This window comes from Marinobacter sp. RI1 (assembly GCF_041155085.1).
Lineage (GTDB): Bacteria > Pseudomonadota > Gammaproteobacteria > Pseudomonadales > Oleiphilaceae > Marinobacter > Marinobacter nauticus.
In genome coordinates this window covers 1-17,581 of sequence record NZ_AP031605.1, presented here as the reverse complement: position 1 = coordinate 17,581, position 17,581 = coordinate 1, and the positions used below count along the sequence as shown (strand labels likewise).

Sequence of the window (17,581 nt, the reverse complement as noted above, 5' to 3'; positions counted from 1 at the left end):
CGGATTGATCCCCGGGGGCAATGGTGCCTCACAACGTTTTCATGACCTTGCGCGCAGCTGCCAGAGTGAATTCAATATCCTCATCTGACAACGCTGCGGTAGTAAAGCCTGCCTCGAATGCTGAGGGCGCAAGGTAAACGCCTTCCTTCAGCATGCCCTGGAAGAACGCTTTGAAGCGTTCCACGTCACAGGCCATCACCTGGTCAAAGCGCGTGATGGATGATTCGGTAGTAAAGAAGAAACCGAACATGGCACCCGCGGACTGAACCGCCAGTGGGATGCCGGCTTCATCCGCTGCCGCCTTGAAGCCATCCTTCACCCGATTGGTTTTTTCCGTCAGCCGATCGTGGAACCCGGGCTCGGAAATGGCATTCAGCGTGGTCAGCCCGGCGGTCATTGCCAGCGGGTTACCGCTCAGGGTGCCGGCCTGATAAACCGGGCCCAGCGGCGAGATATGCTCCATGATTTCGCGTTTGCCGCCGAATGCACCGACGGGCAGGCCGCCGCCAATCACCTTGCCCAGAGCCGTCAGGTCCGGTTTCACCCCGTAGAATCCCTGGGCGCCGCCGAGCGATACCCGGAAACCGGTCATCACCTCATCGAAGATCAGCACGGTGCCGTGCTCATCACACACTTCCCGCAGCGCTTCCAGGAAGCCGGGCACGGGCGGGATGCAGTTCATATTGCCGGCTACGGGCTCAACGATAATGGCCGCGATCTGGTCGCCCATCTGGCGGAAGGTATCACGAACCTCGTCAATATCGTTGTAGGTCAGGGTCAGGGTATGCTCCGCCAGGCTGGCCGGAATTCCCGGTGAGTTCGGTACACCCAGGGTCAGGGCGCCGGAACCGGCTTTGACCAGCAGGGAATCTACGTGACCGTGGTAGCAACCTTCGAATTTCACGATCTTGTCGCGGCCGGTGTAGCCACGGGCCAGGCGGATGGCACTCATGGTGGCCTCGGTGCCGGAGTTGACCATGCGCACCAGTTCGATGGAAGGCACCAGCTCGCATACCTTTTTCGCCATCTCGGTTTCAATGGCGGTCGGGGCCCCGTAACCCACACCCAGATCCACCTGAGCGTGCAGCGCCGCTTTGATGCGGGGATCGGAATGGCCCAGGATCATCGGGCCCCAGGAACCAATAAAATCGATGTACCGCCGGTCATCCTCGTCATAGAGATAGGCGCCCTCGGCGTGTTTGAAAAAGACCGGAGTACCGCCAACACCACGGAATGCCCGAACCGGGGAGTTTACGCCGCCGGGAATATATTTCTGGGCCTGTTCAAAGAGGGTTTCGGAATGATTCACGGTTGTCTCCTGTTATTCGGAAAGTGAAAAAAGTGGATGATGCCGGGCGAACAGGCGGTGAAATGCCCTGGCCCGGGCTTCTATGTCTGAGGGTTGGCCGCCGAACAGGCCGCCGACTACGGCAACCAGGTCTGCCCCGGCACGGATCAGGGCCTCAGCGTTGTTACCGGTGATTCCGCCTATGGCTGTAATGGGTAACCCGAGGCCTTTTGCCTCGGTTAAAACGTCCGGCGAAGCCGGCGGCGCACCGGGCTTGGTAGTCGAATCGTAAAAGCGGCCGAAGGCCAGGTAATCCGCACCGCCGTCAGCGGCTGTCTGGGCCAGATTCAGGCTGTGATGGCAGGTGATGCCGATAATGGCATGCTCCCCGAGCAAGCGCCTGGCGTCGACCAGTGAGCAATCATCCTGACCCAGATGAACCCCAGCGGCGCCGACTCTGACGGCAAGTTCCGGGTCGTCATTAATCAGTAACGGAACGTCGAACCCCTGGCACAGGCTGTTGAGGTTCCTGGCCTGAACCAGCCGTTCAGAGGCTGTCGATCCCTTGTCCCGATACTGAACCAGCCGCGCGCCTCCGGCCAGAGCCGCCTCTACCGAAGCAATCAGGATGTCGGCAGGCGTCAGCCGGTTATCGGTGATGGCGTAAAGACCGGGTCGAAGCTGAGACTTTACCGTTCCCACAGAATACCCCGGTCGGGAACCCGCTGGCCCTGGCCAACCGTCAGTGCATGCAACAGCGCCCGATGCACGTAATTCTGCGCCTGGGAAATCGCGGCTCTTGGTGACAGTCCCATGGCCCGGCCGGCGGCAATGGCCGCTGCCAGCGTGCAGCCGGTGCCGTGATATTCATTGCTGCCAACCCGTTCCACCTCCCATTCCATGGGCTCCGGGGCGTGGTTATACAGTGTGTTGATGATGTGGATGCCGGTGCCGTGGCCGCCGGTGGCAAGCACGGACTCACAGCCCGTCTGCAAAAGGTTGCGGGCGGCCTCTGCCGGATCGTCGCTGCCGCCGAGCTGAGCCAGTTCAATGCCGTTGGGCGTAATCATTTCAGCCCTGGCAAACAGTTTGTCTTTCATGGCTGTGACAAGCGCATCATCAGCCAGATCGCCACCGCCAGCCGCCTTGATCACCGGGTCGACAATCAAAGGCACGCCCGAATGCTTCTGCACAAACTCCACCAGTACCTCCACCACTTCGGCATTTCCGAGCGCCCCGGTTTTGATGGCGTGGATGGGCGTATCCAGGGCAAGGCACTCCAGTTGTTGTTTGATCAGGTCCGGGCTGACGGGCTCGGCACCATATACGTTGCGGGTGTCCTGTACAGTCAGGCAGGTGAGCACGGGCAGCGGATGTGCGCCGATGGATGTGATGGCCTGTATGTCTGCTTGTATGCCGGCGCCACCAGACGGATCCAGCCCGGAGAGCACCAGTACGTGGGGGCGGGTGAAGCTTTTGATGGCCGATCTCCTCAGAATGGTTTAACAACAGCAAGAATCACGACAGCGAGCAGGACAAACACCGGCAGCTCATTAAACCAGCGGTAGAACACGTGGCTACGGGTGTTCTGATCATCCCGGAACACTTTGACAAGGTGACCACAGTAGAAGTGGTAGATGATCAGCAAAACCACCAGCGTCAGCTTGGCATGCAGCCACCCCTGGCTGAAATACCCGGACCAGTTGTAGCTGAGCAGCCAGACACCAAAGACAACGGTGGCGACCATGGAAGGCGTAGTGATGCCACGGTAAAGCTTGCGTTCCATCACCTTGAACCGCTCTTTGCCTGGTTCATCCTCGCAGGCGGCATGATACACGAACAGTCTGGGCAGATAGAAAATGCCGGCGAACCAGCACACCAGGGAAATAATGTGGAAGGCTTTCACCCAAAGCATTCGTTAACTCCGTCGATATTGGTAGTAGCTTTCGATATCCGTTTGCAGCACAACACCATAAACTCGTTGAATCATGGGGGCCACATGGCGTTGTACGTATAGTGCCTCAGCCTGGGTGCTGTCGAATTGTTGCAGGGCTTCTTCCAGCGTTGCCTGGTACTGAACCGGTGCCACATCCCGCCGGTTGGCGGGGATTTCCATCAAATCAATGGATTCCGGTAATTCGGTGCCTTCCTCGGCGGCCTGTTTCTCAGTGTCCTCAAGAAAGCGGGCCAGATCGACCGCCGGCAGCAGGGCGGTGGGGCCGTTGCTGCCTTCCACCAGAAGCCACTTCGGTTCCGATTTCAGGGCTTTCTTGGCTTCCTCTAGCGTGAGCGCGCGTTCGGTTCGAAGAATATTCCGTTCCATGATGGCGCCAACCGAAACCCGCCTCAGTGCCTGGATAACGGGGGAGTTCTGGTAGCTCAGGCCCTGGCTCTTGAGGATGGTCAGGAACAGGGATTTCTTTCCGAAGGCTTCGCTGGTCACCAGGCTGGCGGTAGTAATCATCAGCATGCCTGGCAGTATGATGTTCGGGTTCCGGGTGAGCTCCATCAGCGCCATCAATGCCGCCAGTGGCGCCTGCAGCACGGCGCCCATCATCGCCCCCATACCCAGCATGGCGTAAAACCCCACCGATGAGGCAATGTCCGGGAACATCTGGGCGCCGATCAGGCCCATGGCGCCGCCCAGGGTGGCGCCCATGAAGATGGTGGGGCCGATAACACCGCTGGGCATACCCAGTCCAATGGACAATCCGGTGATGATCAGCTTGGCGCTGCCCGCGCCGATCAGTAACCAGAATCCGAGTTCACCGTGAATGGTTTCGCTCACCGTATCGTAGCCGATGCCCATGGTTTCCGGGATGACCAGGGCGAAGGGCACCATCAACAGGCCGGCCACGGCAATTCGTAGCAACACCGGGCGGTGATGGTAACGGCCCATACTGTCTACCAGTTGGATAAATCCGGCCGCTGCGATGCCGATAATAACGGCAATGGCGAGAATCCAGGGGATCTCCAGCAGTGAATTCATGGTCAGAGCCGGGACACTGAACGCCGGTTCGGTGCCATAAACCGCCTGGGTGACGATGGCAGCGCTGACCGCGGCCAGGATGATCGGAGTGAAGCCGGCAATGGTGTATTCCATCATCACCACTTCCATGGCGAAAATCACGCCGGAGATGGGAGTGTTGAAGGAGGCGGAAATGGCAGCGGCACAACCGCAGGCGACCAGCGTACGAATGCTGTTGTTGGGCAGCCGCATCCATTGCCCGAGCAGGCTGGAGAAGGCCGCGCCCAGATGGACGGCGGGCCCCTCCCGGCCGGCGGATTGCCCGGTAATGACCGTGGTAACGCCGGAAACAAACTGAACCATGGCGCTGCGGAAGGAGATGTAGCCCTGATGGTAGTTCAGCCGCTCCATGATATGAACGATGCCGACTTTGCGATCGTGCAGGGCGAGTTTGTGCAACAGCAGCCCCAGCCCCAGAGCCCCCGCCAGTGGCAGAAGACCGCGGGTGAGCAGATCCAGCTCTTCGAAACTCTCTGAGCCCTGGCCCGGCAGGAAATGCTCCAGTGGCCATTCAATAGCGAGTCGGAAAAGCAGGATCACGCCGCCGGTCACAATGCCGGACAGCAGGCCAAGAACCGCCAATTGCGGTAAGGCATCAACGCCGGAGAGCTTCCGCCGGAATACGGGGATCAGATTCTCGGTAATCTGTTGCCTGATGCTACGCATTGGCGGGGTGTTCCGGTTGGAGTGTCGGGATCATCAGCAGATTTCTGACAACATTGTAACGGCGGGCCCGCAGGCTGCAATAAGTCCTTGGTTTATCATGTTAGACTACGTGCCCTGACTTCCCAATTCTGTCCAGACCACGTTGGAGATAAGAGTGATTAAAGTAGGCATCGTCGGCGGAACCGGATACACGGGTGTAGAGCTGTTGAGAATTCTGGCTGTCCACCCGGAAGCAGAGGTTATCTGCATCACCTCGCGATCGGAAGCGGGTATGCCCGTGGCCGATATGTATCCCAACCTGCGAGGCCATTATGACCTTGAATTCTCCGAGCCCGACGCATCGGTGCTGGCGAGCTGTGATCTGGTGTTTTTTGCCACGCCGCACGGCGTTGCCATGCGCATGGTTCCGGAATTGATGGCCTCAGGTGTTCGCGTGGTCGACCTGTCCGCGGACTTCCGCCTGAAAGATCTTGATACCTGGGCAAACTGGTATGGCATGCCCCACGAGAGTGCCGGCTGGGCCGAAAAAGCGGTTTATGGCTTGCCCGAGGTGGCGCGCGAGGCCATTCGTGACGCTCAGCTGGTTGCGAATCCAGGGTGTTATCCGACAGCCGTGCAGTTGGGATTCCTGCCGTTGCTGGAGCAGGGCCTGGTCAATCCGGCAAGGCTGATAGCCGATGCCAAGTCTGGCGCCAGCGGTGCCGGCCGGCAGGGCAAGATTGGCATGCTTCACGGTGAGATAGGCGAGAGTTTCAAGGCCTACGGCGCTTCCGGGCATCGGCATTTGCCGGAGATTCGCCAGGGCCTCATGGCCGCTGCAGGGAAAGGCGTTGGTGTTACCTTTGTGCCGCACCTGATACCGATGATTCGCGGTATTGAAGCCACGCTCTATGCCGAGCTCGATAACCCTCAGGATTTTGACCGCCTTCAGGCGCTGTATGAGGCGCGTTATAAAAATGAGCCGTTCGTTGATGTCATGCCGTTCGGCAGTCATCCGGAGACCCGCAGTGTTCGTGGTGCCAATCATTGCCGGATGGCATTACACCGCCAGGAAGACAGTAATATCGTGATTGTGTCATCGGTGATCGACAACCTGGTAAAAGGCGCCGCCGGCCAGGCGGTTCAGAATATGAATATCATGTTCGGCCTGGATGAAACCATGGGGCTGAACGCTCCGGCTCTGCTGCCGTGAGGTCGGGCCGTGAGTGATCCTCGAAAACCGGCGGATGAATACGTTGTTATCCGCCATCGGCCAGGTTACCGGTTACGTCGCAGCCTGATTCTGCTGGCATTTACCGTCATCGCCGCCGTGGCAGGATATGCCGCTGGGCTTGCCCAGGGAGGCTTCCGTTTCAGCTCGGCGGAGGCGTCTGCCGAGCAGCTGGTGGAGGAGGTAGAAAACCTTCGGGAGCAATACCGGGAGGCACGTCAGGGGTTGGTGAATCTCGAACGTGGGCGCGCGATCGATGAACAGGCACTGCGGGAGGCACGAAACACGATTGTCGGCCTGGAAACCCGCATCCTGGAGCTGGAGGCGGATCTTACCTTCTACCGCAATATCATGGCGCCCTCGGAAACCAGCAAGGGCCTGCAGGTGGACAGTTTTACGCTGAGCCCGGCCAGGGAGTCTGGTGTTTTCGATTTCAAAATGGTGCTGACTCAGGTTGGCAACAACAAGAGCTATATTTCGGGTCTGGTGGCCGTAAATGTCATCGGTCGTCTGGATGGCGAGAAAGAGGTGATTGCGCTGAGAGATCTGTCGGATGAGATTGATGATCTGGGCGTGAAATTCCGGTTCCGCTACTTCCAGGATGTGGAGGGCAGCCTGCGCCTGCCTGAGAGCTTTGAACCCTATGAGATTCAGGTCGTTGCCCAGGCGGAGGGCCGCAAGGCATCCCAGGCTGAACGAACCTTTGATTGGAAAGATTTAACGGAGAACTGAGATGCTTGGCAAGAAAAAGCAGAAACCCCGCCGTTCCCCCGGCCATTTTGACACCCTGATTTCCGGCAAGACCACCGTTGAGGGCGACGTTCATTTCTCCGGTGGTCTTCACGTGGATGGCACCATCAAGGGCCGGGTTGTGGCCGAAGAAGGCTCCGATGCGGTGGTGCGTTTGTCAGAGGTGGGGGAAATCGTTGGCGACGTCGTGGCTCCCCATATCATCATCAATGGCAAGGTAAAGGGTGACGTGCATGCCTCTGCCCACCTCGAGCTGGCAGAGAAAGCGGTTGTTACCGGCAATGTCTATTACCAGTTGATTGAGATGGCCATGGGCGCCTCGGTCAACGGCAATCTGGTGCGCAAGGATGAAACCAGTGGTTTGCTGACGCATGAGCAAAAGCAGCCAGAGAGTTCAATCGCAGGTGAAGATGAGGACAAGTCCGAATAGTTGATTGTTTTAGTCAGGAATACCATAATTTCCTGACAGCAATATCATGCCGGAGGCAGACTTTGAGTGTAGTTCAGCAACAAATGGCCACGCCGTTGTTTTTCACCGACAACGCAGTCGCAAAGGTGCGTGAGTTGATCGAGGAGGAGGAAAATCCCGATCTCAAGTTGCGTGTCTTTGTCACAGGCGGCGGCTGCTCCGGTTTCCAGTACGGCTTCTCGTTTGATGAAAGTCAGGAAGAAGATGACACCGTCATAGAACGGGATGGGGTCAAGCTGCTGGTGGATTCAATGAGCTATCAGTATCTGGTGGGCGCGACTATCGACTATCAGGAAGGGCTGCAGGGTTCACAGTTTGTCGTTCAGAACCCCAATGCGAGTTCGACCTGCGGTTGCGGCAGCTCATTTTCCATCTGAATCAGGGTGGATAAATTGCGCCCAGTATTCTCTCGCCCGAAGCGCCGGTGACTTCGGGCACGTTGCCCGGTAACTGAAGGATGGTTTGTCGGGCCAGCCAGGCGAACGCCACCGGCTCTACCCACTGAGGGTCAAGACCAAGATCCGCCGTGGTGTGTAGTGCGGCAGACCCAAGGCCTACCTTGAGCTCTCTCATCAGTAATCGATTGAAGGTGCCACCACCACAGGCATACACGGCCATGTCCGCATTTTCCTGTGGTAACTGCTGGAGAATGGTGGTCACGGTCAGTTGCAGCAGGGTTCTCTGCACGTCCTCGGCGGGTATCTCGTCGAAACGTTGAAGATGTGTGCGCACCCAGTCGATGTTGAAACGCTCTTTGCCCGTACTTTTCGGAGCTGGTTTGCTGAAGTAGGCGTCTGACAGCATGCTGGCAAGCAGTTCGGAATGGGTCGCGCCCTCACTGGCCATGTGGCCGTCTTCATCAAAATGCCGCCCGGTCTGGTCCAGGCACCAGGCGTCCAGCAGGGCATTGGCCGGGCCGGTATCGAAGCCGACGGCCGGCTTTCTCGATCCGGCCGGCAGCCAGGTGATATTGGCAATGCCACCGAGATTTAGAATGCATCTATCCTGAGTGGGTGAGGCAAAGAGCCAGCGATGAAAAGCGGGTACCAGGGGAGCGCCCTGTCCGCCGGAGGCAATATCCCGGCTGCGGAAATCGGCAACTGTACTGATCCCCAGGCGTTCGGATAGCCACGCGGCATTGCCGATCTGAAGGGAAAAGGGCGCATTGCCGGCTGGTTGGTGGCGAATGGTCTGGCCGTGGCTGCCGGCGGCCCGTATCTGTTTTGGGTTAATTCCCGACTGTTTAATCAGTTGGGCACCGGCTTCCGCAAAATGCTGGCCAACCAGGGTATCCAGTTCGCCCAGCTCATCCGGGTCTGCCTGGTTGCGTGTTGCCAGCAGTAACCGCTGGCGTAGTGCGTCGGCATAGGGTAGAGAGACGGTTTCGTGGACGGCCAGGCTGTTCGTGTCGAAAGACACCAGCACCGCATCAACTGCGTCCATGCTGGTGCCAGACATCAGGCCTAGCCAGTAGTCCATGCTTAGTTATCCGAGGCCAGAGCCAGCTGCTGATTGCTTTCGCGGAACACGTTGAACTGTGCCAGGCGCTGTTCGGTGAACTTCTGGAACCTTGCCATCTCGCTGTCCGGCACCGGCTTGGCGTCGGGGAGTTTTACCGTTCTTGAGTTTCTCGGCGCACCGTTGATCCGGAATTCGTAATGCAGGTGGGGTCCAGTCACCATGCCGGATGAGCCGACGTAGCCAATGGTTTCGCCCTGCTTGACCCGGGTACCGTTCTTGATGCCTTTGCCCAGTCGGCTCATATGTGCGTAAAGCGTTGTGATATTGTCGCCATGCTGCAGTACCACCGTCCGGCCGTAGCCGCCTTTCCAGCCAGCGAACTTCACCCGGCCACTACCGGCTGCCTTGATTGGGGTCCCCGGAGGTGCGGCATAGTCGGTACCTTCGTGTGGGCGAACCACATCGAGAACCGGGTGGCGACGTTGCAGGTTAAAGGGCGAGGAAACGCGGGCGTTGATCGGCACTCTCAGGAAGGCCTTGCGCATGCTCTTGCCGTCGGGTGAATAGTAGTCACTTTCTCCGTTCGCATCGGTATATAACAGCGCAAGGTTATCTTCTCCCCGGTTGATAAAGCGGGCAGAGAGAATTCGGCCGGTATCAAACTTTTCGCCATCAATATAAAGCTCTTCGTAAACCACTTCGAAGCTGTCGCCTTTTCTGACATCGTATACAAAGTCGATGTCCCAGCCGAAAATGCCGGCCAGTTCCATCGTCAGGCGATCATTCAGGCCGGCGTCTCTGGCTGAGAGGTATAAAGACCCGTCGATAACGCCTGCGGCGAATGCCGGTCTGGCTTCAGGTTCGCGAACGACGGTCTCACCAAGAAAGCCATCCTCCGTGCGCGCGATTTTGAGGGACTCCAACAAAGAGCGCTGGAGTTCAATCGCAACCAGTTCGCCCTCGGAGTTCACGCCGAACCGGATATCCTCGCCGGCATAAAGGCGTTGGAGCTTGTCGGCCTCGCCGTCACCGTGAATCACCGAAAGCATCAGGCCGTCGTTAAATCCCGCTTTCCGGAACAACGTGGAGAGTGTATCGCCAGATTTAATGGTGAATTCTTGCCACTGAATATCAGGCTCGGGTGCAACGTCTGCCTGAGCTGTCATTGGTTGGCTTTGGCTTTCAGTTGTTTGGCTTGTTGTCTCAGCCTCCGGAGCGGCGGGTTGGGTGCTGGCTTCCTGTGAGGATGCCCCGGAAATCAGGCCCTGCTCCAGGTCGACGGTGTAGCTCATCCGCTTGGCTTCAACGTCTGCGCTTGGGCTCATCAGGACAGCAGCAGAGACGATCACCGTGGCGGCTGCCGCCAGGGTAATGTGTGTTTTGGGGAATGTTTTCAGCACGTGGCTCACCCGTTTTAATCGGTAATCCAGTAATTTGTACCGGCTTATTAAAGCGCCAGGTCAAGTATAGACCAACAGAGTACCGCATATAACAGAATTGCGACAGTGTCCAACATTACAGTCGAGCGGCTGTGCTGGTCGTACAAACTGCGCTGCCGCTGCTATAATCCCGGGCTTTTCATGCTCTGACTGGTCGTTTTCTGAGCATTTCTACTGTACCAAGGGTGCCGGTAACTCACAGATTTCTTTTGTAGACCTCTGTAACCGGCTCCCGCATTATTGTCACAGACGGGGTGAGGGGTTCATGGCATCAATAGATGAAGCGCTGGCGATTATCAAACGGGGTATTGATGAGCTGATTCCAGAGGAAGACCTGGTTGAAAAGCTGAAAGAAGGTCGGCCGCTGCGAGTGAAGGCCGGCTTCGACCCAACCGCACCGGACCTACACCTCGGCCACACGGTTCTTATAAACAAACTGCGTCAGTTCCAGGACCTTGGGCACGAAGTTATTTTCCTGATTGGTGACTTTACCGGCATGATCGGTGACCCCACAGGAAAGAGTGCTACCCGGCCTCCGCTTACTGAAGATCAGGTGCGCGACAATGCGATTACCTATAAAGAGCAGGTGTTCAAGATTCTGGATCGGGAAAAAACCCGGGTTGTCTTCAACTCCGAGTGGATGAGCAAGATGACAGCGGCGGATATGATTCGCCTGGCCGGGCAATATACGGTTGCCCGTATGCTTGAGCGCGATGACTTTACCAAGCGCTATCGTTCCGAGCAGCCAATCGCTATTCATGAATTCCTCTATCCTCTGGTGCAGGGCTACGACTCAGTGGCGCTGGAAGCTGATATTGAGTTGGGTGGCACTGATCAGAAGTTCAATCTTCTGATGGGGCGGATTCTGCAAAAGCATTACGGCCAGAAACCGCAGGCCATCCTGACCGTCCCTATCCTTGAGGGGCTGGATGGTGTCCAGAAGATGTCCAAGTCTCTCGGTAACTATGTGGGGGTCAGCGACTCCCCGGGGGAGATGTATACCAAGCTGCTTTCCATGCCAGATGAGTTGCTGTGGCGCTACTTCGAGTTGCTCAGTTTCCGGCCGATGGCTGAGATCGAGCAATTCAAAGCCGCGGTTGCCGGCGGCGAAAACCCTCAGGACTATAAGAAGGTGCTCGCTGAAGAGTTGATTACCCGCTTCCATGATGAGGAGGCCGCAAAGACGGCTCATAAGTCGGCGGGTAATCGGGTTGCTCTCGGTGAGATTCCGGACAACGTACCGGTCGTGGAGGTTTCGCTGGAAGGTCAGGGTGAGATTCCGATGCCTGCGGTTCTGCGTCTTGCTGGTCTGGTGAAGAACGGTGCTGCGGCGCGTGACGTGCTTGGGCGTGGAGCGGTTTATGTGGATGGCCAGCAGTTTGAGGGGCAGCGCATGTTCGTAGCAGGGGATGAGTGTGTCATCCAGGCGGGTAAAAAGAAGATTGCCCGGGTGATAATTGTCGAGTGATTTTCGTGGCGTTTTGGCCAATCTGAATTTTTTTCAGATTGGCCGTTGACTCCTCGGCTGAGGTCTGTAGAATGCGCATCTCGCTTGAGGGGCAGGCCACTGAAAAGAGGCAAAACCTGAGCGATAACTGCTTGAAAGCGCTGAAGAAAATGTTTCAGAAAAACTTCAGAAAGCGGTTGACAGGAAGGCGGTTCAGTGTAGAATGCGCACCTCGAAACAGGCAGTAAGCCGGAGAGTTTTTCGGCGGTTTTCGGAAGCGAAAACAGCGAAAAATAAACGGTTGACAGGGCAGCGGAACGATGTAGAATACGCGGCCTTGATTGAGCAACAGCTCAAACGCTCTTTAAAAAGTTAACCAAGTAATTCGTGTGGGCGCTGGCCGAGGTATTTCGGACACGAAATATCAGGACAGTGACTCGTCGAAATTGAGTTTTGTCTTGAGCAAGAATTAAGAACTTTCGGGTTCTTGTATGATTTAAACTGAAGAGTTTGATCATGGCTCAGATTGAACGCTGGCGGCAGGCTTAACACATGCAAGTCGAGCGGTAACAGGGGTAGCTTGCTACCCGCTGACGAGCGGCGGACGGGTGAGTAATGCTTAGGAATCTGCCCAGTAGTGGGGGATAGCCCGGGGAAACCCGGATTAATACCGCATACGTCCTACGGGAGAAAGCAGGGGATCTTCGGACCTTGCGCTATTGGATGAGCCTAAGTCGGATTAGCTAGTTGGTGGGGTAAAGGCCTACCAAGGCGACGATCCGTAGCTGGTCTGAGAGGATGATCAGCCACATCGGGACTGAGACACGGCCCGAACTCCTACGGGAGGCAGCAGTGGGGAATATTGGACAATGGGGGCAACCCTGATCCAGCCATGCCGCGTGTGTGAAGAAGGCTTTCGGGTTGTAAAGCACTTTCAGTAGGGAGGAAAACCTTATGGTTAATACCCATGAGGCTTGACGTTACCTACAGAAGAAGCACCGGCTAACTCCGTGCCAGCAGCCGCGGTAATACGGAGGGTGCAAGCGTTAATCGGAATTACTGGGCGTAAAGCGCGCGTAGGTGGTTTGGTAAGCGAGATGTGAAAGCCCCGGGCTTAACCTGGGAACGGCATTTCGAACTGTCAGACTAGAGTGTGGTAGAGGGTAGTGGAATTTCCTGTGTAGCGGTGAAATGCGTAGATATAGGAAGGAACACCAGTGGCGAAGGCGGCTACCTGGACCAACACTGACACTGAGGTGCGAAAGCGTGGGGAGCAAACAGGATTAGATACCCTGGTAGTCCACGCCGTAAACGATGTCAACTAGCCGTTGGGACTCTTGAAGTCTTAGTGGCGCAGCTAACGCACTAAGTTGACCGCCTGGGGAGTACGGCCGCAAGGTTAAAACTCAAATGAATTGACGGGGGCCCGCACAAGCGGTGGAGCATGTGGTTTAATTCGACGCAACGCGAAGAACCTTACCTGGCCTTGACATCCAGAGAACTTTCCAGAGATGGATTGGTGCCTTCGGGAACTCTGAGACAGGTGCTGCATGGCCGTCGTCAGCTCGTGTCGTGAGATGTTGGGTTAAGTCCCGTAACGAGCGCAACCCCTATCCCTGGTTGCTAGCAGGTAATGCTGAGAACTCCAGGGAGACTGCCGGTGACAAACCGGAGGAAGGTGGGGATGACGTCAGGTCATCATGGCCCTTACGGCCAGGGCTACACACGTGCTACAATGGCGCGTACAGAGGGCTGCCAACTCGCGAGAGTGAGCCAATCCCTTAAAACGCGTCGTAGTCCGGATCGGAGTCTGCAACTCGACTCCGTGAAGTCGGAATCGCTAGTAATCGCGAATCAGAATGTCGCGGTGAATACGTTCCCGGGCCTTGTACACACCGCCCGTCACACCATGGGAGTGGATTGCACCAGAAGTAGTTAGTCTAACCTTCGGGAGGACGATTACCACGGTGTGGTTCATGACTGGGGTGAAGTCGTAACAAGGTAGCCGTAGGGGAACCTGCGGCTGGATCACCTCCTTAAACGAAGCCGAATGCTTCGGTCAGAGTCCACACGAATTACTTGGTTGGCTAATAAAGAGAGCAGATGGGTCGTTGCAGGCCCGTGTTTTGGGTCTGTAGCTCAGGTGGTTAGAGCGCACCCCTGATAAGGGTGAGGTCGGTGGTTCAAGTCCACCCAGACCCACCAGAATTATCCAGCTCAGCGTTATCGAATGACTTGCATAGCAGGCTATGCGGCGCCATTCGATGCCTTGATCTGAATAATTCTTGTAGATAGCTTCTTGGGGCTATAGCTCAGCTGGGAGAGCGCCTGCCTTGCACGCAGGAGGTCGGCAGTTCGATCCTGCCTAGCTCCACCAAACTTTACTGACTAACTTCGGTTAGCAGTGTGCAGAAACAAGTGTTTCAACTTAATGAAAGTTCGAAGCCCTTCTTTCTGATCACTGGGTCAGATTTGCTCTTTAACAAATTGGACGAGATAGAACACGAATATTTTTCTCTCATTATCTCCGAGAGAAAATGTTCAAAGTGATAGCGATTTCAAGCGTTATCCGGTGTTGTCGTTGAAGTGGTTGTTCTATTGCTTCAAGTGACTGTCTCGAAGATGCCTCGGAATCAGGCTTGCCTGGTGAAGAGTGTGGATTCGTGATCAGTTGTCTTGGGGTTATATAGTCAAGCAACTAAGCGCATACGGTGGATGCCTTGGCAGTCAGAGGCGATGAAAGACGTGGAAGCCTGCGATAAGGTTCGGGGAGCTGGCAAACGAGCTGTGATCCGGACATCTCTGAATGGGGAAACCCACCAACCTTCGGGTTGGTATCTTACACTGAATCCATAGGTGTAAGAGGCGAACCAGGGGAACTGAAACATCTAAGTACCCTGAGGAAAAGAAATCAACCGAGATTCCCTAAGTAGCGGCGAGCGAACGGGGACCAGCCCTTAAGCTGAACAACTGGTAGGAGAAGGCTCTGGAAAGTGCCGCCATAGTGGGTGATAGCCCCGTATCCGAAACCTGAGTTCAGTGAAATCGAGTAGGTCGGCGCACGAGAAACGTTGACTGAACATGGGGGGACCATCCTCCAAGGCTAAATACTCCTGACTGACCGATAGTGAACCAGTACCGTGAGGGAAAGGCGAAAAGAACCCCTGTGAGGGGAGTGAAATAGACCCTGAAACCGTATGCGTACAAGCAGTCGGAGCAGACTTGTTCTGTGACGGCGTACCTTTTGTATAATGGGTCAGCGACTTATGTTCAGTGGCGAGGTTAACCGTTTAGGGGAGCCGTAGGGAAACCGAGTCTGAATAGGGCGAATTAGTCGCTGGGCATAGACCCGAAACCGGGCGATCTATCCATGAGCAGGTTGAAGGTGCCGTAACAGGCACTGGAGGACCGAACCCACTGTCGTTGAAAAGCCAGGGGATGACTTGTGGATCGGAGTGAAAGGCTAATCAAGCCCGGAGATAGCTGGTTCTCCCCGAAAGCTATTTAGGTAGCGCCTCGGACGAATACCACAGGGGGTAGAGCACTGTTTGGGCTAGGGGGTCATCTCGACTTACCAACCCCATGCAAACTCCGAATACCTGTGAGTACTATCCGGGAGACACACGGCGGGTGCTAACGTCCGTCGTGAAGAGGGAAACAACCCAGACCGCCAGCTAAGGTCCCAAAGTACCAGTTAAGTGGGAAACGATGTGGGAAGGCTCAGACAGCTAGGAGGTTGGCTTAGAAGCAGCCACCCTTTAAAGAAAGCGTAATAGCTCACTAGTCGAGTCGGCCTGCGCGGAAGATGTAACGGGGCTCAAACTGGTCACCGAAGCTGCGGCTGCATACTTTGTATGCGGGGTAGGGGAGCGTTCTGTAAGCCTGCGAAGGTGTGTTGAGAAGCATGCTGGAGGTATCAGAAGTGCGAATGCTGACATGAGTAACGACAATGCGGGTGAAAAACCCGCACGCCGGAAGACCAAGGGTTCCTGCGCAACGCTAATCGGCGCAGGGTGAGTCGGCCCCTAAGGCGAGACCGAAAGGTGTAGTCGATGGGAAACGGGTTAATATTCCCGTACCTTGGATAGCTGCGATGGAGAGACGGAGAAGGCTAGGTGAGCCGGGCGACGGTTGCCCCGGTTTAAGCATGTAGGGAGTGGACTTAGGCAAATCCGGGTCCACAATCCCGAGACGCGACGACGAGTGCCCAAGGGCGCGAAGTCATTGATGCCCTGCTTCCAGGAAAATCTTCTAAGCTTCAGGCTATTCGAGACCGTACCCCAAACCGACACAGGTGGTCAGGTAGAGAATACCAAGGCGCTTGAGAGAACTCGGGTAAAGGAACTAGGCAAAATGGTGCCGTAACTTCGGGAGAAGGCACGCCGGTGTGTACGTGAAGCCCCTGCGGGTGGAGCGGAAGCCGGTCGAAGATACCAGGCCCCTGCGACTGTTTATTAAAAACACAGCACTCTGCAAACACGAAAGTGGACGTATAGGGTGTGACGCCTGCCCGGTGCCGGAAGGTTAATTGATGGGGTTAGCATTCGTGCGAAGCTCTTGATCGAAGCCCCGGTAAACGGCGGCCGTAACTATAACGGTCCTAAGGTAGCGAAATTCCTTGTCGGGTAAGTTCCGACCTGCACGAATGGCGTAACGATGGGGGCGCTGTCTCTACCCGAGACTCAGTGAAATTGAAATCGCCGTGAAGATGCGGTGTATCCGCGGCTAGACGGAAAGACCCCGTGAACCTTTACTATAGCTTCACAGTGAACTTTGAGCATGCTTGTGTAGGATAGCTGGGAGGCTTTGAAACCGGGACGCCAGTTCCGGTGGAGCCAACCTTGAAATACCAGCCTGGCATGTTTGAGGTTCTAACTCTGGCCCCTTATCGGGGTTGAGGACACTGTGTGGTGGGTAGTTTGACTGGGGCGGTCTCCTCCCAAAGCGTAACGGAGGAGCACAAAGGTGGGCTAAGCACGGTCGGACATCGTGCGGTTAGTGTAATGGCACAAGCCCGCTTGACTGCGAGACAGACACGTCGAGCAGGTACGAAAGTAGGTCATAGTGATCCGGTGGTTCTGTATGGAAGGGCCATCGCTCAACGGATAAAAGGTACTCCGGGGATAACAGGCTGATACCGCCCAAGAGTTCACATCGACGGCGGTGTTTGGCACCTCGATGTCGGCTCATCACATCCTGGGGCTGAAGCCGGTCCCAAGGGTATGGCTGTTCGCCATTTAAAGTGGTACGCGAGCTGGGTTTAGAACGTCGTGAGACAGTTCGGTCCCTATCTGCCGTGGACGTTGGAGATTTGAGGAAAGCTGCTCCTAGTACGAGAGGACCGGAGTGGACGAACCTCTGGTGTTCGGGTTGTCACGCCAGTGGCATTGCCCGGTAGCTATGTTCGGACAGGATAACCGCTGAAAGCATCTAAGCGGGAAGCCCCTTCCAAGATGAGATCTCCCCGAGGCCTCGAGCCTCCTGAAGAGCCGTTCAAGACCAGGACGTTGATAGGTCGGGTGTGTAAGCGCTGCGAGGCGTTGAGCTAACCGATACTAATTGCTCGTGCGGCTTGACTATATAACACCCAAGACAATTGCGGATGACGCAGAGCCTAACCGCTCAATCGAAATCAACATCACTCAGTTCCTTCTCGTCCCCCAGTGATCAACCGTTTTGCCTGACGACCATAGCGGTCTGGAACCACCTGATCCCATCCCGAACTCAGAAGTGAAACAGACCTGCGCCGATGGTAGTGTGGCGTTGCCCATGTGAGAGTAGGTCATCGTCAGGCGCCTAATACCTAAAACCCCCGACAGCTTC

12 protein-coding genes, 2 tRNA genes and 3 rRNA genes are annotated in these 17,581 nt (G+C 56.2%); 10 read left to right on the top strand and 7 right to left on the bottom strand.

Features of this window, described 5'->3' with window-relative positions; all coding sequences use genetic code 11:
* Window positions 1-28: 28 nt before the first annotated feature.
* Genes hemL through ACAM27_RS00065 form a run of 5 tightly spaced genes read right to left on the bottom strand, consistent with a single transcriptional unit; the run spans window position 29 to window position 4,982 of the window.
* A complete protein-coding gene (gene hemL, locus ACAM27_RS00085; protein WP_369612377.1) occupies window positions 29-1,309 on the bottom strand; it encodes a glutamate-1-semialdehyde 2,1-aminomutase in 1,281 nt (426 codons plus the stop codon).
* Between the two features lie 12 nt (window positions 1,310-1,321).
* Window positions 1,322-1,990, bottom strand: a complete 669-nt coding sequence (gene thiE / locus ACAM27_RS00080; RefSeq protein WP_014420465.1) for a thiamine phosphate synthase — start codon at window positions 1,988-1,990, stop codon at window positions 1,322-1,324.
* The gene (locus ACAM27_RS00075; protein ID WP_369612376.1) at window positions 1,978-2,739 is read right to left on the bottom strand and encodes a hydroxymethylpyrimidine/phosphomethylpyrimidine kinase; all 762 of its coding nucleotides are present in this window, start codon (window positions 2,737-2,739) and stop codon (window positions 1,978-1,980) included. Before ACAM27_RS00075 ends, thiE begins: the two co-directional genes overlap by 13 nt.
* 41 nt (window positions 2,740-2,780) lie before the next feature.
* Entirely contained in the window at window positions 2,781-3,203 is a 423-nt protein-coding gene (hemJ, locus tag ACAM27_RS00070) for a protoporphyrinogen oxidase HemJ (RefSeq protein WP_014420467.1), read from the bottom strand.
* A 3-nt stretch (window positions 3,204-3,206) separates the two neighbouring features.
* Window positions 3,207-4,982 carry a chloride channel protein gene (locus ACAM27_RS00065; RefSeq protein ID WP_023011610.1) on the bottom strand — a complete coding sequence of 592 codons (1,776 nt, stop codon included), beginning with the start codon at window positions 4,980-4,982 and terminating at the stop codon, window positions 3,207-3,209.
* A 154-nt stretch (window positions 4,983-5,136) separates the two neighbouring features.
* Here ACAM27_RS00065 and argC point away from each other — a divergent pair, with 154 nt between their 5' ends.
* The 4 genes from argC (at window position 5,137) to erpA (ending at window position 7,788) form a co-directional block, all read left to right on the top strand.
* The gene (argC, locus tag ACAM27_RS00060) at window positions 5,137-6,174 is read left to right on the top strand and encodes an N-acetyl-gamma-glutamyl-phosphate reductase (protein WP_222534968.1); all 1,038 of its coding nucleotides are present in this window, start codon (window positions 5,137-5,139) and stop codon (window positions 6,172-6,174) included.
* Window positions 6,175-6,183: 9 nt separating this feature from the next.
* Window positions 6,184-6,924, top strand: coding sequence for a DUF6776 family protein (locus ACAM27_RS00055; protein WP_022991911.1), 741 nt, complete (start codon window positions 6,184-6,186; stop codon window positions 6,922-6,924).
* A gap of 1 nt (window position 6,925) precedes the next feature.
* Complete coding sequence (locus ACAM27_RS00050; RefSeq protein WP_022991912.1) at window positions 6,926-7,372, top strand: polymer-forming cytoskeletal protein; 447 nt, start codon at window positions 6,926-6,928, stop codon at window positions 7,370-7,372.
* An 83-nt stretch (window positions 7,373-7,455) separates the two neighbouring features.
* Complete coding sequence (gene erpA / locus ACAM27_RS00045) at window positions 7,456-7,788, top strand: iron-sulfur cluster insertion protein ErpA (protein ID WP_011784224.1); 333 nt, start codon at window positions 7,456-7,458, stop codon at window positions 7,786-7,788.
* A gap of 1 nt (window position 7,789) precedes the next feature.
* On the opposite strand, the gene ACAM27_RS00040 is transcribed toward erpA, so the two are convergent.
* A complete protein-coding gene (locus ACAM27_RS00040; protein ID WP_022991913.1) occupies window positions 7,790-8,890 on the bottom strand; it encodes an anhydro-N-acetylmuramic acid kinase in 1,101 nt (366 codons plus the stop codon).
* A gap of 2 nt (window positions 8,891-8,892) precedes the next feature.
* The gene (locus ACAM27_RS00035; protein ID WP_369612375.1) at window positions 8,893-10,272 is read right to left on the bottom strand and encodes an OapA family protein; all 1,380 of its coding nucleotides are present in this window, start codon (window positions 10,270-10,272) and stop codon (window positions 8,893-8,895) included.
* 304 nt (window positions 10,273-10,576) lie between these two features.
* Here ACAM27_RS00035 and tyrS point away from each other — a divergent pair, with 304 nt between their 5' ends.
* The 6 genes from tyrS to rrf all read left to right on the top strand — a co-directional run bounded on the left by tyrS (window position 10,577) and on the right by rrf (window position 17,552).
* A complete protein-coding gene (tyrS, locus tag ACAM27_RS00030; RefSeq protein ID WP_113880559.1) occupies window positions 10,577-11,779 on the top strand; it encodes a tyrosine--tRNA ligase in 1,203 nt (400 codons plus the stop codon).
* 477 nt (window positions 11,780-12,256) lie between these two features.
* Window positions 12,257-13,797 (top strand): 16S ribosomal RNA (locus ACAM27_RS00025).
* An 89-nt stretch (window positions 13,798-13,886) separates the two neighbouring features.
* Window positions 13,887-13,963: transfer RNA gene (locus ACAM27_RS00020), tRNA-Ile, on the top strand.
* 96 nt (window positions 13,964-14,059) lie between these two features.
* A tRNA-Ala gene (locus ACAM27_RS00015) sits at window positions 14,060-14,135 on the top strand.
* Between the two features lie 311 nt (window positions 14,136-14,446).
* A 23S ribosomal RNA gene (locus tag ACAM27_RS00010) occupies window positions 14,447-17,338 on the top strand.
* Between the two features lie 99 nt (window positions 17,339-17,437).
* Window positions 17,438-17,552, top strand: a 5S ribosomal RNA gene (rrf, locus tag ACAM27_RS00005).
* The 16S, 23S and 5S rRNA genes sit together here with 2 tRNA genes alongside, the layout of an rRNA operon.
* Window positions 17,553-17,581 lie beyond the last annotated feature (29 nt).